General features: G+C 66.5%; 20 protein-coding genes. 13 read left to right on the top strand and 7 right to left on the bottom strand.

The features are described 5' to 3' along the window. Positions 1-175: 175 nt before the first annotated feature. Positions 176-3,193 (bottom strand): phycobilisome rod-core linker polypeptide, encoded by a 3,018-nt coding sequence (locus tag CJZ80_RS09415; RefSeq protein WP_094512734.1) that lies wholly within the window; start codon positions 3,191-3,193, stop codon positions 176-178. Positions 3,194-3,309: 116 nt separating this feature from the next. Between CJZ80_RS09415 and CJZ80_RS09410 the strand changes: the two genes are divergently transcribed. The 12 genes from CJZ80_RS09410 to CJZ80_RS09355 all read left to right on the top strand — a co-directional run bounded on the left by CJZ80_RS09410 (position 3,310) and on the right by CJZ80_RS09355 (position 13,334). Beyond that, the gene (locus tag CJZ80_RS09410; protein ID WP_094512733.1) at positions 3,310-4,557 is read left to right on the top strand and encodes a trans-aconitate 2-methyltransferase; all 1,248 of its coding nucleotides are present in this window, start codon (positions 3,310-3,312) and stop codon (positions 4,555-4,557) included. Between the two features lie 66 nt (positions 4,558-4,623). After that, positions 4,624-5,202, top strand: coding sequence for an ATP synthase subunit I (locus tag CJZ80_RS15685; protein WP_233132948.1), 579 nt, complete (start codon positions 4,624-4,626; stop codon positions 5,200-5,202). A 72-nt stretch (positions 5,203-5,274) separates the two neighbouring features. Then, positions 5,275-6,003, top strand: coding sequence for a F0F1 ATP synthase subunit A (atpB, locus tag CJZ80_RS09400; RefSeq protein ID WP_094512732.1), 729 nt, complete (start codon positions 5,275-5,277; stop codon positions 6,001-6,003). A 149-nt stretch (positions 6,004-6,152) separates the two neighbouring features. After that, positions 6,153-6,401 carry an ATP synthase F0 subunit C gene (gene atpE / locus CJZ80_RS09395; RefSeq protein WP_010315318.1) on the top strand — a complete coding sequence of 83 codons (249 nt, stop codon included), beginning with the start codon at positions 6,153-6,155 and terminating at the stop codon, positions 6,399-6,401. Between the two features lie 141 nt (positions 6,402-6,542). Then, positions 6,543-7,013, top strand: a complete 471-nt coding sequence (locus CJZ80_RS09390; protein WP_094512731.1) for a F0F1 ATP synthase subunit B' — start codon at positions 6,543-6,545, stop codon at positions 7,011-7,013. Positions 7,014-7,030: 17 nt separating this feature from the next. Then, the gene (locus CJZ80_RS09385) at positions 7,031-7,552 is read left to right on the top strand and encodes a F0F1 ATP synthase subunit B (protein WP_233132960.1); all 522 of its coding nucleotides are present in this window, start codon (positions 7,031-7,033) and stop codon (positions 7,550-7,552) included. Beyond that, the gene (atpH, locus tag CJZ80_RS09380; protein ID WP_094512729.1) at positions 7,552-8,100 is read left to right on the top strand and encodes an ATP synthase F1 subunit delta; all 549 of its coding nucleotides are present in this window, start codon (positions 7,552-7,554) and stop codon (positions 8,098-8,100) included. The genes CJZ80_RS09385 and atpH overlap by 1 nt, the downstream gene beginning before the upstream one ends. A 79-nt stretch (positions 8,101-8,179) precedes the next feature. Continuing rightward, positions 8,180-9,697: a F0F1 ATP synthase subunit alpha gene (gene atpA, locus CJZ80_RS09375; protein ID WP_094512728.1), complete on the top strand. Its 1,518-nt coding sequence runs from the start codon at positions 8,180-8,182 to the stop codon at positions 9,695-9,697. 26 nt (positions 9,698-9,723) lie between these two features. Beyond that, a complete protein-coding gene (locus CJZ80_RS09370; protein WP_094512727.1) occupies positions 9,724-10,677 on the top strand; it encodes a F0F1 ATP synthase subunit gamma in 954 nt (317 codons plus the stop codon). Next, entirely contained in the window at positions 10,658-11,383 is a 726-nt protein-coding gene (locus CJZ80_RS09365) for a TIGR02466 family protein (protein ID WP_233132947.1), read from the top strand. The genes CJZ80_RS09370 and CJZ80_RS09365 overlap by 20 nt, the downstream gene beginning before the upstream one ends. 274 nt (positions 11,384-11,657) lie before the next feature. Further along, positions 11,658-11,981 carry a 2Fe-2S iron-sulfur cluster-binding protein gene (locus CJZ80_RS09360; protein WP_094512726.1) on the top strand — a complete coding sequence of 108 codons (324 nt, stop codon included), beginning with the start codon at positions 11,658-11,660 and terminating at the stop codon, positions 11,979-11,981. A gap of 252 nt (positions 11,982-12,233) precedes the next feature. Further along, positions 12,234-13,334, top strand: a complete 1,101-nt coding sequence (locus tag CJZ80_RS09355) for a DUF3326 domain-containing protein (RefSeq protein ID WP_094512725.1) — start codon at positions 12,234-12,236, stop codon at positions 13,332-13,334. Between the two features lie 28 nt (positions 13,335-13,362). Here CJZ80_RS09355 and ald read toward each other — a convergent pair whose 3' ends face one another. The 5 genes from ald to CJZ80_RS09330 all read right to left on the bottom strand — a co-directional run bounded on the left by ald (position 13,363) and on the right by CJZ80_RS09330 (position 19,215). Beyond that, the gene (gene ald, locus CJZ80_RS09350) at positions 13,363-14,502 is read right to left on the bottom strand and encodes an alanine dehydrogenase (RefSeq protein ID WP_094512724.1); all 1,140 of its coding nucleotides are present in this window, start codon (positions 14,500-14,502) and stop codon (positions 13,363-13,365) included. Positions 14,503-14,577: 75 nt separating this feature from the next. Next, positions 14,578-16,275, bottom strand: a complete 1,698-nt coding sequence (locus CJZ80_RS09345; RefSeq protein WP_094512723.1) for an NAD+ synthase — start codon at positions 16,273-16,275, stop codon at positions 14,578-14,580. After that, complete coding sequence (locus CJZ80_RS09340; RefSeq protein WP_094512816.1) at positions 16,275-16,889, bottom strand: nicotinate-nucleotide adenylyltransferase; 615 nt, start codon at positions 16,887-16,889, stop codon at positions 16,275-16,277. Before CJZ80_RS09340 ends, CJZ80_RS09345 begins: the two co-directional genes overlap by 1 nt. After that, positions 16,886-18,202: a GTP-binding protein gene (locus tag CJZ80_RS09335; RefSeq protein WP_094512722.1), complete on the bottom strand. Its 1,317-nt coding sequence runs from the start codon at positions 18,200-18,202 to the stop codon at positions 16,886-16,888. The genes CJZ80_RS09340 and CJZ80_RS09335 overlap by 4 nt, the downstream gene beginning before the upstream one ends. After that, positions 18,199-19,215: a CNNM domain-containing protein gene (locus CJZ80_RS09330; protein ID WP_094512721.1), complete on the bottom strand. Its 1,017-nt coding sequence runs from the start codon at positions 19,213-19,215 to the stop codon at positions 18,199-18,201. Before CJZ80_RS09330 ends, CJZ80_RS09335 begins: the two co-directional genes overlap by 4 nt. A 110-nt stretch (positions 19,216-19,325) precedes the next feature. On the opposite strand from CJZ80_RS09330, the gene CJZ80_RS09325 reads away from it, so the two are divergent. Then, positions 19,326-20,645: an aminopeptidase P N-terminal domain-containing protein gene (locus CJZ80_RS09325; protein WP_094512720.1), complete on the top strand. Its 1,320-nt coding sequence runs from the start codon at positions 19,326-19,328 to the stop codon at positions 20,643-20,645. 28 nt (positions 20,646-20,673) lie between these two features. Here CJZ80_RS09325 and CJZ80_RS09320 read toward each other — a convergent pair whose 3' ends face one another. After that, positions 20,674-21,450, bottom strand: a complete 777-nt coding sequence (locus CJZ80_RS09320) for a TIGR01548 family HAD-type hydrolase (protein ID WP_094512719.1) — start codon at positions 21,448-21,450, stop codon at positions 20,674-20,676. Positions 21,451-21,523 lie beyond the last annotated feature (73 nt).

The following is a 21,523-nucleotide window of genomic DNA, read 5'->3' as shown; positions in this document are numbered from 1 at the left end:
CGCCCAACTTGTCAGGATCATGCGAGGTCTCCCCTGAAGTTTGACCAAGGTTTCACTTCGATCTGCGCACTTGGTTGGGCCAGATTGATACCCAAGCACAAAAAACCTCCTGGATTGAGATCCAGGAGGTGCAGGGTGGCGCAGATGCGATTGAATCAGTGTCTGGGCTTGATGCTCAGATGGCGCCCCGGGTGGGTGGGGTGAGTCCGGCGTTGCCGGCGTAGAGCGCAGCGGTTCGGTTCACAGTGGGCAATGGGATGCCGTCCTCGGTGTTGAGGCCCCAGAGATAAGGAACGGTGTCGCGGCCGAAGCGGGCGGCATACTCCTCGCTGGTGAGCAGAGCGCTCAGGGCGGTCGTCTGGCCCTGCTTGCCGCGCACGGCCAGGAAATCACTCACCTCTTTGGGTTGACCGGCCCGCCCCATCAGGGCGAGATAGGCCGCAGAGGCGGCGCGAAGCGGGGCCATGCGGTTGAGGCGCTGCTGGAACAGGTCACTGGACGCGACGATCCCGACAAACTCGGACAGGGAGATCTGCCCATCACGCAGTTGGGATTCGGCGTCGCCGAGCCGTTCAGCTGCCAATGGCATGCGATTCAGCAGTTGCCGGTAGGTGGCTGCAATCACAGCCTGAAGTGAAGACTCGCTGGCTCCGGGCCGCCAGGTGATCGGCGCGCCGATGCCACGTCGGCGGCTGAAGCCCTGGGGACGGGCACCCTGGAGGGCGTTCGCCATCGCGGCCTGGGGTTCGCGAACCTGGGTGAAGCTGGCGCCATTGCCGCTCAGGCGGGCAGACCAGCCCCCCACCGGCGGGGAAGAAAGCTGGCGCGTGGTCTGGGCGGGAGCGGGTGACCAGGCAGGAGCCGCGTAGCCAAAGCGCTGACGTGCAGCACTCCAGCGCCGGGTGGGCTCCGGCGGCTGCTTGATGCTCTGGGGTCCCTCCACCGAAGGACGGGCAGCAGGCTGCTCGCCATCGGCGATCTTGGGGCTCCAGCCGCCCACAACGCGCTGCAGGCGACGGTCTGGCAGGTTGCGTTGGGTGAGGTCGCCGCTACCGCGGAACGACTCGTTACGGGCAGTTTCGGGGCGGCGCACAGGGGTGAGCTCCACAACCGCTGCCGCGTTGTAAGGCACCTTCAGCTTCGGCACCCGACGGGCGTTGAGATCGGCCGGCGTGACAAACCGCTCGTAGGGAACGGTGTCCTCACCGAAGGACTGGCTGTATTCGGCGCTTTCAAGGATCGCGTCGATGACGCCGTAGAAGCCCTTGCGAGCAGCTGTGTCGAAGTAGCTGTTGATCTCCCAGCGGCCGAAGGTAGGCCGGCCGAGCAGACGTCGATGGATCACCTCAATCGCTTTGGTGATGTACAGACCCGACCAGTAGCGGCGGCGGAAGGGATTCGAACGCGCCACCAGACGGATGAACTCCCTCAGGGAGATGTCACCGTTCTCCAGCTTGATCTCTTCGACAGTGAGTCGTTCGCCCTGGTAGCCAGCGGTGCCGAGCACCTGGACGTAGACGGCACGAATCACCGCCTGGGTGCTGGATTCGGTGCCACGAATGCTGGGTTCTCCACCGCGGCGGGGCACGGAGGCGCCACCGGTGGAAATCTGCTGGAGGCGAACCACCTTCGGCCCCACCCGTCGCGGAGTGGACGCGCGGAATTGGGGGCTGTCCATCTGACCCGGCTGCTTCATGCCGTTGCCCACCAGGATGCGGCGGGTGTCGTAGCCGAAGGGCGCTGGCCGGGTGGCCACCGAGGCCGTGGACGACGGAAAGATTGCCCCGTACGTGAGGCCCAGAGGGTCGTTGCCGCCGCCGTAGACGTGCTGGTCGGGCAGAGGCTGCCTGTAAGCGGCGTAGAGGGTGATGTATTGAGGCGCGCCTTCGAACGGGGCGCCGAACCGGAAGAGTTTGCGGTTGGAACCCCAGCCGGCACTCTCCTGAGCTTCTTCACCGAGATCGCGCAGGTAAGGAACCGTTTCCTCCCCGAACACCTGGGCGTACTCCATGGAATTGATCAGGGAGTCGACCAGGCCGGCCAGGCCCTGGGCGCTGACAATCGCGAAGTAGCGGCGGAACTCCTCAATCGAACTGACACCGCGTCCGAGGAAATGACGGAAGGCCAGCTCCACCACCCGGCTGTTGGAGAATCTGCCGTAAAACTGGCGGCGGTATTCCTTGCTGCGACCGAGGGCGCGGATGAAATCGCGCATCGCCAGCTGGCCCTGTCGCAGCTGGGTGGCTTCCACCGGGCACACCACCTGGGAGTAGCCCTTGACAATGTCGCGTTCGAAGACCTGGCGGTAGGCGGCACGGATCACCTCGGCCTTCTCACGCCCGGAGAGGCCTGGCTTCATCACGAAGCGCTGGGGGGATTCGGCTGCGAGGGCGTAGATCGCCGGCAGCTGCAGGCCCTGGTTCTCCGGGCTGCCGAGGCGCTGGCGCGGTGAAGGCGTGGGAACGTCCAGTTCCTTGAGCAGGACGTTGAAGCAGTCGATCACCAGCTGACGGGCCTCTGATTCCTGCCGGAAAAGATTGGCCGCTGCTGCACGCATTTCCTGCAGCGCCACATTGGTGGCGGCCAGGGAACAGGCTTTCTCCAGGACATCGCGGAGGCCCCGGGTGTTCACCGCCAGGATGCTGGGATCCCCCGCCACGACGGCGTATCCCACGTAGCGCAGGAACCAGCCCATGTCCCGCAGGGACTTGCGCATCCGCTCAGTGCCGTAGCGAGCCACGCTGATCGGCGTGAAGCCCGTGGGCAGCACCACCCGTACGTCGGCGTCGGCTTGCAGACCCTCGAGCACCCGCCCGAGCAGGCCACTTCCGCCGGTTCCCTGGGCGAAGGTGCGCACCGAACGGCTGAAGGCGGCCTGGTCGGCGGCAAGTACGGCCTCTTCAGGCACGGTGACCGCAAAGGGCGTCAGCGGCTCATCGAGATAGGAGAGCGGTGTGCCGCCGGCGAAGATGCGGTTGGCCGCCTTGGCGACGATGGCATCCGCATTGGCCGAGAGTCTGCGGGCCGCTTCCATGCGGGTGGCGCCGCTCTGAAAGAAGGTGAGGAGCGTGTCGAGCTCCCCCTTTTCGGGAAAGCGATCCTGCTGCTCCGCCTGACGGACGCTGGAGAGCGGCAGGGTGTCGTAGCGCTGAGGGCTGACCCTGTTGCTGCCGCTGCTGGCGGTCACGGTCATGGAGAGGGGCGTGTACCAGGCCTGGCCAGGGTACGGCTCAGCTTCCGGCCCTTTTGAACGCCATAGACAAATGTTTGCAGCCCTGAGGGCACGAGGGGCACAGGCTGGGCCCGGCCATGAAAAGCTCGCCTTTCCCCTTCTCCGTTCCTTTGCCTGTGTCCGAGCCAGTCGCCGATGCCGCCACACCGGCGGTGCGCTCCTTCTACGACCGCTTCCCTTATCCCGGCGATCCCCTGCAGGACGGCCCCCCGCCCGGGTACAACTGGCGCTGGTGCTACCCCTGCGTGGTGAGCGCCTGCACGGGGATGCTCCCGGAACAGGCGGGGCCCCTGCGCCTGCTTGATGCCGGCTGCGGTACGGGCGTGAGCACCGACTATCTCGCCCATCTCAACCCTGGGGCCGAGATCCTCGCGGTGGACATCAGCCCTGGCACGCTGGAGGTGGCCCGCCGGCGGTTGGAGCGCTCGGGCGGCACCAGGGTGGCCGGCTCCTTGCGGATCGAGCAACGCAGCCTGCTGGACCTCCAGGGCGAAGGCCCCTTCGACCTGATCAATTCCGTGGGAGTGCTGCACCACCTGCGGCAACCGGAAGCTGGCCTGAAGGCCCTGGCAGCGTTGCTGCGCCCAGGCGGGCTCCTGCACCTTTTCCTCTATGCCGATGGAGGGCGCTGGGAGATTCACCGTGTTCAGGCCGCCCTCTCTCTGATGGGGGTCAATGGCGATGGCGAAGGACTGCGCCTGGGGCGCCAGCTGTTCGATGCTCTGCCGCCAGCCAACCGCCTGCGTCTCCACCATGAGCAGCGTTGGGCGCTCGATACGGCGGCCGACGTCAACTTCGCGGACATGTATCTCCACCCGCAGGAGACCAGTTACGACATCAAGCGTCTCTTCGATTTCGTCGATCAGGCCGACCTGAGTTTCGCTGGCTTCTCCAATCCCCAGGTCTGGGATCCGGCCCGGCTGTTGTCAGGAGAACTGCTCGAACGCGCTCGTGCCCTGCCCGAGCGGGAGCGTTGGGCGTTGGTGGAGGCCCTCGACCCGGACATCAGCCATTTCGAGTTCTTCCTCAGCCGTGGCGAGCTGCCCAGGCAGACCTGGGAGGACGACTCCACGCTGCTGGCTGCGCACGGCTGCCGCAACCCCTGCCTCTGGGGCTGGCCCGGTGCCAGCCTGCTGGACCCCGATCTGCGGCCACGCGATCTCACCCCGGATGCCGTGGAGCTGCTCACTCAGATCGAGCAGGCGCCACCGGACACAGCGCTCAGGGCACTGCCGCTCGACTGGGAGCCCGCCCGCATCGCCGGTACTGCCCGCTGGCTCTGGCAGCACCGTTTGCTGTTGCTGAGCGCACCAGTGCCAGCCTGAAACGTCAAGGGAGCTGTGCGGGCTCCGTGATAGATTCCGGCCGCCTTTCCAATGGATTTGGAGCGTTTGCAGGCTCTTCCCGACGCGTCCAAGATCACATCCGGCATGCCTGCCGGGGGTGTTTCGGGCGGCTCCCGTCAGGCCCTGAGCCTCGAGCCCACCACAGACGTTTTTCCTCCTCAGGAAATCAATGATCTGCGGGCAGCGCTCCTGCGCGATCTCTCCGGGCGTTCCTCGGAAGTTCCGCTTCTGATCCAACCGGTTCAACCTGACGCAACGCTCCCAACCGAGGCCCCCTTGGCCAACGGTATGGACGACTACGCCAGGTTGCAGCGCCGCATTCAGCTGGCCACGCTGATTCTTTCCGCGTTTGCCGTTGTTTTTGCTGCCCTCCTGTTCGATCGTTCCACGGCTTTGAGCCTCGCTGTAGGCGCACTGGCCGGCATGCTCTACATGCGGATGCTTGCCCGCAGTGTCGCTCGCATCGGCGGCGACAAACGCGCGGTCGGCAAGTCCCAGTTGCTTGTGCCGATCGTGCTTGTGCTGGCAGCCTCCCGGTTGCCATATCTGGAGATCGTGCCTTCGCTTGTTGGGTTTCTTCTCTACAAGCCGGCCTTGATTCTTCAGGCTCTCACCGACCGCTGATTCCCGGCCACCGTCCCGTCGATCCGGGCCTCCTGTCCTTTCTCGTCGCTTCTGCGTCACCCCAGCACACCGATGGCACCGTTGTCTCTCTTGCTGCCCCTGGCCGAACTGGAGGTTGGAAAACACCTCTACTGGAAGATTGGTGGTCTGGTGATCCACGGTCAGGTGTTCATCAGTTCCTGGGTTGTGATCGGCGCCCTGCTGGCACTGGTCGTTGTGGGCACCCGCAAGCTGGAGCGAGATCCCAGGGGTGTTCAGAACCTGCTGGAGTTCCTCTGGTCCTACGTCCGTGATCTGGCTCGTGAGCAGATCGGCGAAAAGGCCTACCGCGATTGGTTGCCGTTCATCGGCACCCTGTTTCTGTTCATCTTCGTCAGCAACTGGGGCGGCGCCCTGGTTCCCTGGAAGTTGATCCACCTTCCGAGTGGAGAGCTCGGTGCTCCCACCGCCGACATCAACACAACCATCGCCTTGGCGCTGCTTGTTTCTCTCGCCTATTTCTACGCAGGTCTCAGCCGGAAAGGTTTCCGGTATTTCGAGTACTACGTGGAGCCCACTCCGATCATGCTTCCGTTCAAGATCGTTGAGGATTTCACCAAGCCTCTCTCCCTTTCTTTCCGTCTGTTCGGCAACATTCTTGCTGACGAACTTGTGGTGGCCGTTCTGGCCTTCCTGGTGCCCCTGATTGTGCCGCTGCCCGCCATGTTTCTTGGCCTGTTCACCAGCGCCATTCAGGCCCTGATCTTCGCCACCCTTGCTGCCTACTACATCGGCGAGGCTGTTCACGAAGAAGCTCACTGAACCTCTGCCGCCCAGGCACGTCCCAGCGATCTGCTAAACCTCCTGCGCGTAGGTCCGGCCATTGCCGGGCCCATCTCCGATCCGGGGATGTCCCAAGCGCCAGGTCCAACCCGCGCTTCACCGGCGCCTTCCATCCCCCCCGTTCCAAAATGGATTCCATCACTTCCGCCGCCTCCGTCGTGGCTGCCGGTCTTGCCGTCGGCCTCGGCGCCATCGGCCCCGGCATCGGTCAGGGCACCGCTGCCGGCGGCGCTGTTGAGGGCATCGCCCGCCAGCCCGAAGCCGAAGGCAAGATCCGCGGCACCCTGCTGCTGTCGCTGGCCTTCATGGAAGCTCTGACCATCTACGGCCTTGTTGTGGCCCTGGTGCTCCTGTTCGCGAACCCTTTCGCAGGCTGATCGCCGTCCGTCGGGATCGGGAGACCAGCCCATTCATTTGGTGCGGCCCCGATCCAGACCCTGGCTTCGTTTGAACCGTCCAGACCCATCTGCCGTGCTTTGCACGGCAGCCGTACCTGATCCTTCCAGCGTCCCTGCCCCATGACCAGCTGGCTTCTGCTCGCCGCAGCCGGTGCTCCAGAGGGAGGTCTCTTCGACCTCGATGCCACCCTGCCGCTCATGGCGGTGCAGGTGGTGCTCCTCACCTACGTTCTCAACCTGCTGTTCTTCCGGCCAATTGGTCGCACGGTTGAAGAGCGCGACAGCTACATCACTCTGAGCCGTGCGGATGCCAAGCAGAAGCTTGCACAAGCCGAGCGCCTCGCCGCCGATCTCACCGCCCAGCTGAAGGACGCTCGACAGAAGTCCCAGACGCTGATCGTGGAAGCCGAGGAGGAGATGGACCGGCTGTATCGCTCGGCCCTTGCTGCTGCACAGGCCGATGTCAACGCCAGCATGGAAAGCGCACGCCGCACCATCGAGGCTGAACGGCAGAAGGCCATGGAGCACCTTGAAGGCGAATCCGATCTTCTCAGCGAACTGATCGTCAACCGTCTGCTGGCTGCGAAATGACTCCTTCCCTCTTTCTGATGGCGCCCCATTCCCCGCTGTTCGCCAGCGAGGGACATTTCGGGCTCAATCTCAATCTTTTCGAAACCAACGTCATCAACCTGGCGATCGTGATCGCCGCGCTGGTGTGGTTTCTGCCCAAGGTTCTCGGCAGCGCTTTGGAGCGAAGGCGCGAAGTGATCCTGAGCGATCTCCAGGACGCCGAGGAGCGGCTTGGTGCAGCCACAGCCGCCCTTGCCACTGCCCAGAAGGATCTGGCCGAGGCTCAGATCAAGGCGGATCAGATCAGGGCCGACGGCAAAGTGCGCGCTGAGTCCATCCGGCTCGAAAGCGAGCGTCGCACGGTGGAAGCCATGGCGCTGCTGAAACAGGGCTCAAGCAACGATCTTCAATCAGAAGCCGACAGGGTGAGCGAAAAGCTCCGCCGCGAGGCGGCCAGGCTGGCGGTTGAAAAGGCTCTTGCAGCTCTCCCCTCTAAGCTTGATGCCGGTGCCCAGCTCGCACTGATCGACCGTTCCATCGAATCGCTGGGTGAAGTCTGATGCCCTTGCTCAATACCATCGCTTCGCCCTACGCCGAAGCCCTTCTCCAGATCACCGATCAATCCGGTGAGAGTGAACTCGTTGCCGAGCAGGCCAAGCAGTTGCTTGATCTCTGGCACCAATCCGCTGAGTTGCGCCAATCCTTCGTTTCCCCTGTGATTGAGCCGGAAACGAAGAAAGCCATTGTGGTGGCCCTCTTCCAGGATCAGCTCACTCCGTCGTTCCTGAACCTCCTCAAGCTCCTCGCTGATCGTCAGAGGATCTCAATCCTTGATTCGATCCTGGAGCGCTTCCTCACACTCTTCCGTGAGCAGCGCCACATCGCTCTGGCCAGCGTGGTTTCCGCCACGCCTTTGAGCGACGAGCAGCAACAGGCCCTGCGCACCAAGGTGCAGGCGCTGGCTGGTACCGAAAACGTCGAGTTCAAGCTCGACGTCGATCCCTCGTTGATTGGCGGGCTGATCGTCAGATTCGGATCCAAGGTGATCGACGCCAGCCTCTCCGGCCAGGTCCGGAGGCTTGGACTGGCGCTCGCCAAGAGCGGCTGAACCCCAAGGTTCCCGGCTTTCTCCTTCTTCCCCTCCCCTCCTTTCCTTCCATCGCCTCCCCGCGCGGGGAACTGAACCCATGGTTTCCATCCGTCCCGACGAGATCAGCGCCATCCTCAAGCAGCAGATCGAGGACTACGACAAGTCCGTATCGGTCAGCAACGTCGGCACGGTGCTCCAGGTGGGCGACGGCATCGCCAGGGTCTATGGCCTTGAGCAGGTGATGGCTGGCGAACTGCTCGAGTTCGAAGACGGCACCGAGGGCATTGCTCTCAATCTGGAAGACGACAACGTCGGCGTGGTGCTGATGGGCGAAGGCATCAGCATTCAGGAAGGCAGCACGGTCAAAGCCACCGGACGCATCGCTGAAGTGCCGGTGGGCGACGCCATGCTCGGCCGGGTTGTGGATCCGCTGGCCCGGCCCATCGACGGCAAAGGTGAGATTGCCACCTCGGAAACCCGCCTGATCGAATCGCCCGCACCTGGAATCATCCAGCGCAAGTCGGTGCATGAGCCGATGCAGACGGGCATCACCGCGATCGACGCCATGATTCCGATCGGCCGCGGCCAGCGCGAACTGATCATCGGTGACCGCCAGACCGGCAAGACGGCCATCGCCATCGACACCATCCTGAACCAGAAGGGTGAGGGTGTTGTTTGCGTCTATGTAGCGATCGGCCAGAAGCAGGCTTCAGTGGCCAACGTCATTGATGTGCTGCGTGAGAAGGGAGCCCTCGATTACACGATCGTTGTGGCAGCCTGTGCCTCCGAGCCGGCGGCCCTTCAGTACCTCGCCCCTTATGCCGGCGCGGCTATTGCTGAGTACTTCATGTACAAAGGCCAGGCCACCCTGGTGATCTACGACGACCTCACCAAGCAGGCCCAGGCTTACCGCCAGATGTCCCTGCTGCTGCGCCGCCCGCCGGGCCGTGAGGCCTACCCCGGCGACGTCTTCTATTGCCACAGCCGTCTGCTGGAGCGGGCCGCCAAGCTGTCCGATGCCATGGGCAAAGGCAGCATGACAGCCCTGCCCATCATCGAAACCCAGGCTGGAGACGTTTCCGCCTACATCCCCACCAACGTGATCTCGATCACGGATGGCCAGATCTTCCTCACGTCCGACCTCTTCAACTCCGGCCTGCGGCCCGCCATCAACGTGGGCATTTCGGTCAGCCGCGTGGGCGGTGCAGCTCAGACCAAGGCCATCAAGAAGATCGCCGGCACCCTCAAACTGGAACTGGCCCAGTTCGACGAACTCGCTGCCTTCTCCCAGTTCGCTTCTGACCTGGATGCCGCCACACAGAAGCAGCTTGGCCGGGGCAAGCGCCTGCGTGAACTGCTCAAACAGCCCCAGTACAGCCCGCTGATTCTGGCCGAACAGGTGGCCGTGGTCTATGCCGGGGTCAAGGGCCTGATCGATGACGTGGCCATCGACCAGGTGACCCAGTTCGTTCGCGAGCTGCGGGAATACCTCAAGACCAATGCGGCTGCCTATATCGAGCAGGTGCAAACCGAGAAGCAGTTGAGCGAATCCTCCGAGGCCATGCTCAAGGCGGCCATCAGCGAAGTCACCTCCACCCTTCTGGCTTCGGCCTGATCTCCCTGAAGCGAAGCACCTGAACCATGGCCAACCTCAAGGAAACCCGCGACCGCATCAGTTCGGTTAAGAACACCCGCAAGATCACCGAGGCCATGGGGATGGTCGCGGCAGCCAAGGTGCGGCGTGCCCAGGAACAGGTGCTGCGGTCGAGGCCGTTTGCCGACCGCCTGGCCCGGATGCTCGAAAACCTGCAGACCCGTCTGCGTTTCGAGGATGTGGCCAACACCCCGCTGCTTGAACAGACCCGGCCTGTGCGTCACATCACCCTTGTGGTGGTGAGTGCTGACCGTGGCCTCTGTGGTGGCTACAACGCCAACATCATCAAGCGCACGGAACAGCGTTTCGCTGAGCTCAAGGGCCAGGGTTTCACGGTGGAACTGGTGCTGATCGGACGCAAGGCCGCCGGATACTTCAAGAACCGTTCCTATCCGATCCTCACCACGTTCACCGGCCTTGAGCAGGTGCCTACAGCGGATGAGGCGGGCAAGATCGGCGACGAAGTGCTGGCGGCCTTCCTCTCCGGCAGCACAGACCGGGTGGAGATGATCTACACCAAGTTCATCAACCTCGTGAGCAGCGGCCCTGTCTCCCAGACCCTGCTGCCGCTCGACCCCCAGGGCATTGCCGCCCAGGATGATGAGATTTTCCGTCTCACCACACGGGAAGGTCGGCTGGCGGTTGAACGGGGCGTGCCTTCCGGCAACAGCGTTCCGCCTTTGGAGTCGGAGTTCGTGTTTGAGCAGAGCCCGGATCAGCTGCTCAATGCCCTGCTGCCGCTTTACCTCGACAACCAACTGCTTCGTTCCCTCCAGGAAGCCGCCGCGAGTGAGCTGGCCAGCCGCATGACGGCCATGAACAGCGCCAGCGACAACGCCAAGGAGCTCGCCAAGTCGCTCACTCTCGATTACAACAAGGCCCGCCAGGCTGCGATCACCCAGGAAATCCTGGAAATCGTGGGTGGCTCGGCGATGGGCTGAGGCCATCATCGAGATCCAGCCACTGTTCCCGCTGGCGCTCGGCCGCCAGCAACTGCGCCCCGACCCGCTCGACTCAGCCTTGATGCTGCAGGAGGCCCTGCAGCTTCGCGGTGCAGCCAATGGCAATCCGTCCGAAGGTTGCGCCTGGACGGGCGACCTGAATGACGCCTGGCAGGTGCATCGCCGCCCTGCTTTTGGCTGGCTCGTGACGCAGCTTGAACTTGCTGCGCCGGCCTATCTCCGAGCGCTCGGTTTTGACACCGAGCAGATTGACTTGCACCTGCAGCGTGCCTGGCCCGTGGTGAGCGAGCCGGGTCAAGCCGTCGGCCGCCACCATCACCCCAACGCCCATCTCAGTGCGGTGTACTACATCACGGGGGATGGCAGTGGTCGCTGCGGCTGCCTGCGGCTCTTCCCGCACCGTCAGATGAACGAGCTGGTGCCGGGCCTGGCCGTCGGTCACAGCGGGCCGATCACCCCTGATCACCCCCTCAACGCCCCCTGGCAGGACGTGGCTCCTCAGGCTGGTCTTCTGGTGCTTTTTCCTGCGAGCACCGATCACGCGGTGCTGCCCAATGAGGACGACGAGCGGCGCTGCTCGGTGAGCTTTGACCTTTTCCTCTCGGCCCGGTCCTCCAGCAGCCATCCCCCTGAGTTTCTCGCTCCCCACCCCGGCGCGTGGACACCGTTTGCGCGCACGGCCTGAGCGTCCGAACCAACAGCTTCCAGCCAGCAGCTTTCAGGAAGCAGCTTTCAGGAAGCACCATTCAGCCAGCAGCTTCCCTCCCTCTGCCTCGCTCCCCGTATGGTTTCGCCCGGCGCCAAACAGCGGCGTTTCCCCGATTCCTTTGCCAACGGGCTTCGCTCCCTGCTTCGGGTCCTTCGGTGATGACTGAGAGCTCCGTGCTGGCCCTCCGTCCGGGAAGATGGGGCCGCTGCCCTCCCTGAGCGGAGTTGCTCCGCTGCTTGCATCCTCTGCCATGAGTGAAACCTTCACCATCGTCGCTGCGCTCGACGGCGCGACCCATACCTTTTCCTGCTCGGCCGATCAGACGGTGCTGTCGGCGGCGGAAGCCGCTGGCGTGCCACTGCCCAGTTCCTGCTGCTCGGGGGTCTGCACCACCTGTGCGGCTGTGATCACAGAGGGAACGGTGCATCAGCCCGACGCCATGGGTGTCAAGGCCGACCTGCAGACTCAGGGCTATGCCCTGCTCTGTGTGGCCTATCCGCGCAGTGATCTGCAGCTGAAGGCGGGCCAGGAAGACGCGTTGTACGTAGCCCAGTTCGGGCAGTATCAGAAGTGAGCGCCTGGCCCGTGAAGCCAGAGATGCCGTGCGGTTGATCGCCAGGGAGGTGTGGGTGCCGCTTCCAGTCGCTGCGTCGTCGCCAACCCCAGCACCAGTCGCGCCATCGTCCTCCGCTTCGGTACTGGCCGCTGTGTTGGCGGCTCTCGATCGCGAAGAGGGCGTGCCGCTGCGCTGGGCGATCACGGCCGTCGAGAGCGCGGAGCACGGGGCCAGGCGCGCACGGCTGGAAGCAGTGCTGCTGGTGGAGCCATGACCCCTGCCATCGGCCCAGCGGCGCCTTTGCCGCTCCTGCTGGTGATCCCGACCGGGATCGGATGCTGCATCGGCGGCTATGCCGGTGATGGTCTGCCTGCCGCGCGCCTGCTGGCGGCGGCCAGCGGCTGCCTGATCACCCACCCGAACGTGATGAATGGTGCCGCTCTCTACTGGAGCGACCCGAGGATCCACTACGTGGAGGGCTGGGCGTTGAACCGCTTCGCCGCCGGGGATCTGGCGCTCGCACCCGTGCGTCAGCGCCAGGTGGGACTGTTGCTGGATGCCGGCATCGAGCCGGAACTGCGTCAGCGGCACCTGCAGGTGGCGGATGCCTGCAGGGCCACGCTCGGCCTTGCCGTTGGCCCGGTGCTCACCACCGAGCGGCCCCTGGGGGTGGCGTTGAGCCGCAGCAGCAGCGGAGCGAGCGGTGGTGGGCTTGAGCATCCAGCCGAGCTGCTGCGGGCCGGGGAACGCCTGCGAGAGGCGGGGGCCACAGCCATTGCGATCGTGACCCGCTTCCCGGACGACAACGGCCCGCAGGAGCTTGCGGCCTACCGCGGCGGCGCTGGCGTCGACGGGCTGGCCGGTGCCGAGGCGGTGATCAGTCACCTGCTGGGACGCCACCTGGGGATCCCCTGCGCCCACGCGCCCGCCCTGGCGCCACTGCCGCTGGAGGTGGGCCTTGATCCACGCGCCGCAGCTGAAGAACTGGGGCACACGTTTCTGCCCTGCGTGCTCGTGGGCCTGAGCCGCGCCCCTGATCTGGTGCCGCTGCAGCCGGCATCCCCCCTGGTCGGTGCGGCGCTGCCCGCCGAGCTGATCCACCCCGCCCGGATTGGCGCCGTGGTGGCTCCCGCCGGCGCGCTGGGGGGGGAGGCGGTGCTGCGCTGCGCCGCCCGCGGCCTGCCGGTGATCGCCGTTCAGAGCAATGCCTGTGTGCTCGAGGTCAGCGGCGACGCCCTCGGGATTCCGGTGCTTCCGGCCGCCACCTATGCCGAGGCGGCGGGTTTGGTGCTGGCTCTGCGCGAGGGGATCGCACCGTCAGCGCTGGTACGCCCTCTCCCCTCGCTGGCTGTTGGCGCGGCGGTGGATTGATCCGGATCAGCGCTGGCAGTGATCCCGATCAGCGCAGGCAGGCCATCGGGTGGCGGGTGGGCACACCCAGCGCCTTGGCCACCCCGGGATGGCACACCGCGCCATCCACCGTGTTCAGTCCCGAGAGCAGTTCGGGCCGCTCGGTGACCGCCTCCACCAGCCCCCGGCCGGCAATGCCGACGATGTAGGGCAGGGTGACGCTGACCAGCGCTTCGGTGGAGGTGAAAGGCACGGCGCCGGGCATGTTGCCGACGGCGTAATGCTGCACGCCATGGATCGTGACCACTGGATCCGTGTGGGTGGTTTCGCGGCTGGTGGCGATGCAGCCGCCCTGGTCGATCGCCACATCGACGATCACGGAGCCGGGCTTCATGCGTCGGACCAGATCTTCGTCGACGAGGGTGGGCGCCCGGCCGCCGGGGGTGAGCACCGCTCCGATCAGCAGATCGGCGCCTGGCACCATGCGCTCGATCAGGCCCCGGCTGCTCACCAGGCTCACCAGCCGGCCGCTTCGGTCGGATTCCAGGCTGCGCAGACGCTGAGGGGAGTGATCGAGCAGGAACACCTCCGCATCCATCGCCGCCGCCAGGCGGGCCGCATTCCACCCCACCGTGCCGGCCCCAAGCACCACGACCCGCGCCGGCCTGACGCCGGTGCAACCGCCGATCAGAACCCCGCGTCCGCCATGGGGCTTTTCGAGCAGGTGCGCGCCCACCTGGGCGGCGAGCCGGCCGGCGATTTCGCTCATCGGCGCCAGCAACGGCAGGTTGCCGTTGTCGAGCTGAACGGTTTCGTAGGCCACCCCGGTGGTGCCGGCCTCCAGCAGCGCCCTGCCCACATCCGGGTAAGCCGCCAGGTGTAGGTAGGTGAACAGCACCAGGTCGCTGCGCAGAAAGCGGAACTCTTCGGCCTGGGGCTCCTTCACCTTCACCACCAGATGGGCCGCCCAGGCCTCTTCCTGGCTCACCAGCTGCGCCCCGGCTTCGGCGTAGCTGGAATCGTCGATGCCCGCACCATTGCCGGCGCCGCTCTGCACCCGCACCTCCAGGCCATGGGACACCAGCTCCCTGACACCATCGGGGGTGAGGGCCACGCGTTGTTCGTCCCGCTTGATTTCCGTGGGCACGCCGATGCTCGCGATCGGCGCGGTGGGACCGGGGCTGGCCATGCAACTCTCAATCTGCTTACACACTGGCGGCGGCGGGGCCGCACTGCCAGGAATTGGTCCGCATCGGCAGACGATTCAGTCGATGGCGGCAGCAATCGGCATGCGCCAGCCACTGCCGAAGGCCCGGCCGCTCACCTTGATCAGCGGCGCGGCCTGGCGCCGTTTGAACTCGGCCCCGCGCAGCAGGCGGTATACACGCTGGGCCACCTGGGCATCCGTGCCGGCGGCCACCAGTTCCTCCGGGCTGCGCAGCTCTTCGATGAACTGCCGCAGCAGGGGGTCCAGCACGGCGTAGTCGGGCAGGGAATCGGTGTCGCGCTGATCAGGCCGCAACTCAGCGCTTGGTGGCTTCTCGCGGATCGCCGCGCCGATCAGCTCCCCCTTGGCCGGCAGCCCGCAACTGCGGCGGCAGTCGGCGGCGGCGGGGCTGTCCAGCCAGGCGCAGAGGCGGAACACGGTGGTCTTGTAGAGGTCGCCGATCACCGCCAGGCCGCCGTTCATGTCGCCATAGAGGGTGCAATAGCCCACGGCCAGCTCCGATTTGTTGCCGGTGGAGAGCAACAGCCGGCCCTGGGTATTGGCCATGGCCATCAGCAGAGTGCCGCGGATGCGGGATTGCAGGTTCTCGGCCGTCAGCCCTGTGGGTGCGGCTCCGATCGGCGCTTCCAGGGCCTGATCAAATCCCCGCATCAGCGGCTCGATCGCCACGCAGCCGTGGGCGACGCCGAGGCGATCCGCCAGCGCGATCGCATCGGTGCGGGATCCTGCTGAGCTGTAGGGGGAAGGCATCAGCAACGCGAACAGCTGGTCAGCCCCCAGGGCCGCCACGGCCACGGCGGCCACCAGCGCTGAATCGATGCCGCCGCTGAGTCCGAGCAGCGCCTGCCGGAAGCCGCATTTGCCGGCGTAGTCGCGCACCCCCAGCACCAGCACCCGGAACAGTTGCTCCATCGGATCCGGAGGTGGGGCGACGGGGCCCGTGGGTTCAGCCCCTGGGTCGCTGTCCCACACCGCCAGGCTCTCGGCGGCGCAGGGCAACTGAAGCCGCATGGCACCGGCTGCGTCCACCACGAAGCTGCCGCCGTCGAACACCAGCTCATCGTTGCCGCCCACCTGGTTCACGTACGCCACCGGGCACTGCAGCCGGGCGGCAGCCGCCTGGGCCAGCCGGCAGCGCACTGCGCCTTTGCCCTGCACGAACGGGGACGCCGAGAGGTTGAGCAGCAGGTCGGGCTGCAGCGGCATCAGGGCGGCGATCGGGTCCGCCCCGCGCAGACGATGCCCCTGCAGGCGTTCCTCCACCCAGAGGTCCTCGCAGATGGTCAGGCCGATGCGCCACGGGCGCCCGCCCCACTGGCGTTCGATCAGGCAGGCCGCGTCGGCCGGCTGAAAGTAGCGGCGTTCATCAAAGACGTCGTAGCTGGGGAGCAGGCGCTTACGGGCGACGATGCTCCAGCCGCCCTGCTCCACCAGGGCCACGGCGTTGTGAAGCGCCGGCAGCCCGTTGCCAGCCACCGGCTCGGCGACGCCCACCAACAGAGCCAGCCCGCCGGGCAGCTCATGGGCCAGCGCATCGAGCACCTGCTCCTGCTGGCGCAGCAGCGCAGGCCGCAGCAGCAGATCCCGTGGCGGGTACCCCCACAGCGACAGCTCGGGGCTGGCGACCAGATCAGCCCCTGCAGCGGCGGCCTGACGGCTACGTTCCAGAAGCAGGGCACCGTTGCCGCGCAGGTCTCCCACCAGCGGGTCGATCTGGGCGAGGGCGAGCCGCATCAGCGCAGCGGCGGGGTGGCCGGCCGCCTGCTGGCCGCCACGTCGCCCAGGCCGTAGAGGTTGCGCTTGCGCAGCTCCGGCCACAGTTCCGCCGGGATCAGCTGGGGATCGGGATGGAGGCGCAACTGGGAACTGGCCGTGGCCGGGATCTGCAGCGGCAGCACCTCCACCCGGCCTCCCCGTTGCACCAGGCCATCGATGTGCAGCGCGTCGAGCGGCCAGCCCAGGCGAGGCACCACGGCCAGCCGGCAGGCGGCGAGCAGGGCATCCGCCGCGTACCAGCGGGGAATCTGCGGCAGCAGATCGCTGCCCACCACGAAGATCAGGTCGGCTTCAGGCCAGAGCCGGCGGGCCTGCTCCAGGGTGTGGAGGGCGCGGCTGTGACTGAGGCTCTGGTCCACCTGAATACGAGGATTGCCGATCCCCTCGACCAGCGCCCGCAGCAGTACGGCGCGCACCTCAATGGGGGCCCCATGCTGCTTGAAGGGGTTGTCGCTGGCCCAGGTGCGCACCAGCGGGTAGCGCTCTCCCAGGGCCTGCAGCAGAGCGCGGTGCCCGAGGGTGGGCGGATCGGCGCTCGTGCCGAACAGGGCCACCTGGTCGGGCGCGCTCATGGCTGCAGCCCCTGCAGGGCCGGATCCCAGCCCCGCGGCGACCATTGCTGCAGCCAGGCCTGGGTCTGGGGATCCTGCCGGGCCAGGCGCCGCAGCAGGGCACCGGGGCGGGCCGGGCCCTGATGGGCCGCTTTGAGCAGTTCCGCGGCGGTCAGCCGGCCGGTGAGCCGGGTGGTGTGAACAGCCAGCGCCGCCTGGGCCAGGGCCACGGGCGCGGCAGGGGCCAGCGAGAGCCCGCCGGTGAATGGCGCTGCCACCAGCAGCGCCTGGCGCAGGGCCCCCAGCAGCAGCTGGATGCCGATCTGGGTGCCGCCCAGCAAGGCGCTGTGGCCTGACAGCCGGGCCAGCATCCGCCGCGCCTGAGCGCCATTGATCGTGAGTCCGTACAGCCGGCAGAGCTGCATCACCAGGGCGGTGTCGCAGGCGAGCGAACCAGCCAGATCCAGCAGCACCAGTGGATTGGCGGCAACGCCGGCGGCTTTGAGGGTGGCGTACCGCCCGATCACCCCATGGGCCTGGCGTTGCTGCTGGTGCAGGCGCTGGGCCTGCAGACGCTGAGCGAATCGATCCCCTGCCTTGAGGCTGTTGAGGGCGAGGAACAGGGCCCCGTGACTGGTCAGCAGGTCCACCAGCCGCTCCTGCAGAGGCTCGATGGCGGGCGGCCGGGCTTCGCTGCGCACACGGCCGTCAGCCAGCAGCTGGGCCTGTCTTGGCGCCGCCGACACCGCCACCAGATCCAGGCCGGCGGCGGCGGCCGGCAGCCGCCGGCGAATGCTGTCGAGCAGCTGGACGCGTTCGCCGGCCGGCCAGCAGTCGATCCGGTTCACCACCAGCAGCAAGGGCTTGCCCCAGCCGAGCACCTGCTCCAGGGCTTCGCCTTCCGGGCTGGTGAGGTCGCCGTCGAGCACAAACAGCAGCAGGTCGGCGCCAAGAGCCACCCTGGCAGCCAGCCGCTGGCGGGCCGGGCCATCCACCTCGTCGATGCCGGGGGTGTCCACCAGCTCCACACCGTTCAGACCCGCGATCGGCTGCTGCCAGCGTTCTCGTTCCTGCAGGCGGGTGCTCCCGTGGGCCAGGTCGGTGGCGAAGCGGGAACGCCCGAGCAAGGCGTTCAGCAGGCTGGATTTGCCCACACCCACGCGGCCGAACACCGCCAGCCGCAGGCGCCCCTGCTCCAGCCGCTCAATCTGGCGATCCAGGGCCGCCAGCTCCGGACCCAGGGCCGAACACTCGCGAGGGGTGAGGTTGAGCTCCGAGCGCCAAAGCCTGAGCAACTGGCGGCAGCGGGTGTGGGTGTCGGGCGTGGGCCTCATTCGCCGGGGACCTCCACAGGCGACTGCGGCCGCCGCCACCAGCCGGCCAGCACCGCCAGTACGGCGTCGGCACCGATCACACCGACGAAGCCACCGAATTCATCCACCACCACGCGCACGGAATGGCTGCTGCGCCGGAAGGCGGTGAGCAGACGGTCAGCGCGGATCATCTCCGGCACGAACTCCACCGGGCTGATGAGGTTCTCGATCGTGGTCTCACCGCGCCCTTCCACCAGGGCCTGCAGAAGGCTTTCCTGGCTGGCCACCCCCAGCACTTCGTCCACCTCTTCGCCCAGCACCACCCACCACGGAGCGTGCTGGGCAAGCAATTGAGGCTTCACGCTCTGGAGGCTTGCCATCCCAGGCAGGGTGGGGGCTGCCACGCGGGGCACCATCAGATCCCGCGCTGTCAGGTCGTTGAGTTGGAACACCTTGCCGATCATGGCGGCTTCGTCGGCTTCGATCTGGCCGGTGCGGGAACCAAGCCTGGCCAGCAGGCGGATCTCCTCCTCGTCGGTGCTGAGCTCGCTCTCGGCGGTGATCGCCGGCATCAGCCGTTCGAGCACCAGCACCAGCGGCAACATCAGCCGCAGCAGCACGTTGACCGTGGCGGCGCTCGCCAGGGACACCGGCATGGCCATGCTGCTGCCGATCGATTTGGGCAGGATTTCCCCCAGCAGGATCACCAGCACGGTGAGGCCGAACGAAAAGAGGGGCAGGGCCATGCCGGAGACGCCCAGCTGCGCGAACACCCAGCCGGCATAGCTGCCGATCATCAGGCTGCCGAAGATGTTGAAGCCGTTGTTGAGAATCACCAGCACCGCCAGGGCACGGCCCAGACGGTTTTTCAGCCGTTGCAGGGCCCTGGCACCGCGCGGCGGCACCGGACGGCCCGCCAGTTCGTGCACCTTGAGGGGATTGACCGTGAGGATGGCCGCCTCGACGCCTGAGCACAGCGCTGATCCCGCCAGAATCACCACCACCAGCGCTGCCAGGCCAAACAGCTCATTCATGGTGGCGCGCCCTTCCCAGCTCGCTCATGTCGGCGCCTTCATCAAGGCAGGGCATTCCATGCCCTTATTTAATCGTCTAAGTCTCTGTCCCGCCGTTTCGTGGTTCCTCCATGGTGATTTCCGCTGCCACCTTCCAGCAGCGTCGCGCGCTTTTCCTGGAACGGCTCGGTGCCGTGGCCGCCGTGATTCCCGCTGCTCCACTGGTCACCCATCACGCCGATGTGGAACATGGCTTCCGCCAGCACAGCGATTTCTGGTACCTCACGGGTTTCGATGAGCCGGGGGCCGTGGCCCTGTTCCTGCCGCACCGCAGTGAGCACAGGTTCGTGCTGTTCGTAGAACCCAAGGACCCTGCGGCCGAGGTCTGGAACGGCTTCCGCTGGGGGTGTGAAGGCGCGGTGTCCCAGTTCGGCGCCGACCTGGCCCATCCGCGGGCGGAACTGGCCGAACGGCTGGCGGAGTACCTCCAAGGGGCCGAAGGCATCGCGTTCCGAGTGGGTCGTCATCCGAGCGTGGAGCCGCTGGTGCTTTCCGCCTGGGCCGCCCAGCTCGACCGGGCACCGCGCAGCGGTCAGGCGGCGCTTGGCCTGGTGGCACCCTGCCCGCTGCTGCACCAGCTGCGCCTGCGCAAGACCGAGGACGAACTGGAGCGCCTGCGCGAGGCCGCCCGGATCTCCGCCGAAGCCCATGAGCTGGCGCGGCAGGTGGCGCGGCCCGGGCTGAACGAGCGGCAGGTGCAGGCTGCGATCGAGCAGCACTTTCTGCTTCAGGGCGCCCGTGGTCCTGCCTACGGCTCGATCGTCGCCGGCGGCGACAACGCCTGTGTGCTGCACTACACGAGCAACAATGCACCCTTGCTGGATGGCGATCTGCTGCTGATCGACGCCGGTTGCAGCCTCAGCGATTACTACAACGGCGACATCACCCGCACCTTCCCGGTGGGCGGGCGCTTCAGTGCGGAGCAGCGCGCCCTCTACGACCTGGTGCTGGCTGCCCAGCAGGCGGCGATCGCCTGCGTGAAGCCAGGGGCCGATGCCGAGCAGGTGCATGCGGCCGCGGTGCGGGTGCTGGTGGAGGGACTGGTGGAGCTGGGTCTGCTGCAGGGGGAGGTGGATGGCCTGATCGAGCAGGGCGCCTACCGCCACCTCTATATGCACCGCACCGGCCACTGGCTGGGGCTCGATGTCCACGACGTGGGTGCTTACCGCCTCGGCGAGCATCCTGTGCCGCTTGAGCCCGGCATGGTGCTCACAGTGGAGCCTGGGCTCTATGTGAGCGATCGGCTGCCCGTGCCGGATGGCCAGCCCGCCATCGACGCGCGCTGGAAGGGGATCGGCATCCGCATCGAGGACGACGTGGCCGTGACCCCCAGCGGGCACGAGGTGCTCACAGCCGCTGCTCTCAAATCAGCAGACGCGATGGAGCGGTGAAACCGGCTGCACGGTCCGGGCCGTTCGCTCAGCCGAGCAGGCGGTTCAGCAGCGCGGGAGCCTCCGCCGTGGTGGTCAGGATGTGGTCGGCGCCTGCCTGGCTCAGGTGGTGTTCGTAGACCTGCCGTTGCGCAACGGCTCCCGCGTCCTGCAGGTGAGGCGGAGCCACCGCCAGGCTGACGAAGGCCTGATCGGGATGGCACGCCCGAGCACGCTGCACCGTTTCCACATCCGCCACGGTGTCGCCCACATAGGCCACCAAGGGGGCTTCATGGCCCAGGTCGGTGGTGGCCAGGCGGGCGGCAAGCGTGAGCAGGCCGGTGGGATCGGGCTTGTCCGGAGCGTCGCCCATGGCGATCAGGGGAGGCTGCGGCAATCCGAGCCGCTGATGCAGCACGAAGCGCGCGGAAGCCGGTTCAGCGCCGCTCACGAACCCCCAGGCGAAGCCGTGCTGGCTCAACTGCTCGAAGAAAGGCGGCTGTACCAACAGCGTTTCTTCCCGGATGAAGCCCTGCCACGCTTCTGGCGGGCCCTCCGGGTCCCCTCCGAAATAGAGCTGGCTGAACACCTCCACCAGGGCGCCAAAGCTGGGTAGCGGGTCATGCCCGTGGCGCCGCAGCAGCTCCAGCGATGCCTCCCAGTCGTTGTTCCACAGACCTTCGCTCTTGAGCGCGTCCACCTCGGTCTGTCCGGGCCGCCAACCGCTGTAGTGGTGAACGGTTTCAGCCAGGGCGCGGCGGTAGCTGCCGCTCACGTCGCGAATGACCCCGTCGATGTCGAACAGCAGAACAGCGCGGGGCTTCAGGGCAGGGAGGCCGGGGCTGGTAGGTTACTCGTTTGATTGTTGTCCTTGAGCGCCGAACCTATGACGGCCAGCG

The organism is Synechococcus sp. MW101C3 (assembly GCF_002252635.1).
GTDB lineage: Bacteria > Cyanobacteriota > Cyanobacteriia > PCC-6307 > Cyanobiaceae > MW101C3.
This window is presented reverse-complemented; position numbering and strand designations above follow the sequence as displayed.

What these genes read in the sequence shown, in the direction of transcription:
- CJZ80_RS09415 (WP_094512734.1), bottom strand. Translation starts at nt 3,193, where the DNA reads ATGACCGTGACCGCCAGCAGCGGCAGCAACAGGGTCAGCCCTCAGCGC.
- CJZ80_RS09410 (WP_094512733.1), top strand. Translation starts at nt 3,310, where the DNA reads ATGAAAAGCTCGCCTTTCCCCTTCTCCGTTCCTTTGCCTGTGTCCGAG.
- atpB (WP_094512732.1), top strand. Translation starts at nt 5,275, where the DNA reads ATGGCACCGTTGTCTCTCTTGCTGCCCCTGGCCGAACTGGAGGTTGGA.
- atpE (WP_010315318.1), top strand. Translation starts at nt 6,153, where the DNA reads ATGGATTCCATCACTTCCGCCGCCTCCGTCGTGGCTGCCGGTCTTGCC.
- CJZ80_RS09390 (WP_094512731.1), top strand. Translation starts at nt 6,543, where the DNA reads ATGACCAGCTGGCTTCTGCTCGCCGCAGCCGGTGCTCCAGAGGGAGGT.
- CJZ80_RS09385 (WP_233132960.1), top strand. Translation starts at nt 7,031, where the DNA reads ATGGCGCCCCATTCCCCGCTGTTCGCCAGCGAGGGACATTTCGGGCTC.
- atpH (WP_094512729.1), top strand. Translation starts at nt 7,552, where the DNA reads ATGCCCTTGCTCAATACCATCGCTTCGCCCTACGCCGAAGCCCTTCTC.
- atpA (WP_094512728.1), top strand. Translation starts at nt 8,180, where the DNA reads ATGGTTTCCATCCGTCCCGACGAGATCAGCGCCATCCTCAAGCAGCAG.
- CJZ80_RS09370 (WP_094512727.1), top strand. Translation starts at nt 9,724, where the DNA reads ATGGCCAACCTCAAGGAAACCCGCGACCGCATCAGTTCGGTTAAGAAC.
- CJZ80_RS09360 (WP_094512726.1), top strand. Translation starts at nt 11,658, where the DNA reads ATGAGTGAAACCTTCACCATCGTCGCTGCGCTCGACGGCGCGACCCAT.
- CJZ80_RS09355 (WP_094512725.1), top strand. Translation starts at nt 12,234, where the DNA reads ATGACCCCTGCCATCGGCCCAGCGGCGCCTTTGCCGCTCCTGCTGGTG.
- ald (WP_094512724.1), bottom strand. Translation starts at nt 14,502, where the DNA reads ATGGCCAGCCCCGGTCCCACCGCGCCGATCGCGAGCATCGGCGTGCCC.
- CJZ80_RS09345 (WP_094512723.1), bottom strand. Translation starts at nt 16,275, where the DNA reads ATGCGGCTCGCCCTCGCCCAGATCGACCCGCTGGTGGGAGACCTGCGC.
- CJZ80_RS09340 (WP_094512816.1), bottom strand. Translation starts at nt 16,889, where the DNA reads ATGAGCGCGCCCGACCAGGTGGCCCTGTTCGGCACGAGCGCCGATCCG.
- CJZ80_RS09335 (WP_094512722.1), bottom strand. Translation starts at nt 18,202, where the DNA reads ATGAGGCCCACGCCCGACACCCACACCCGCTGCCGCCAGTTGCTCAGG.
- CJZ80_RS09330 (WP_094512721.1), bottom strand. Translation starts at nt 19,215, where the DNA reads ATGAATGAGCTGTTTGGCCTGGCAGCGCTGGTGGTGGTGATTCTGGCG.
- CJZ80_RS09325 (WP_094512720.1), top strand. Translation starts at nt 19,326, where the DNA reads ATGGTGATTTCCGCTGCCACCTTCCAGCAGCGTCGCGCGCTTTTCCTG.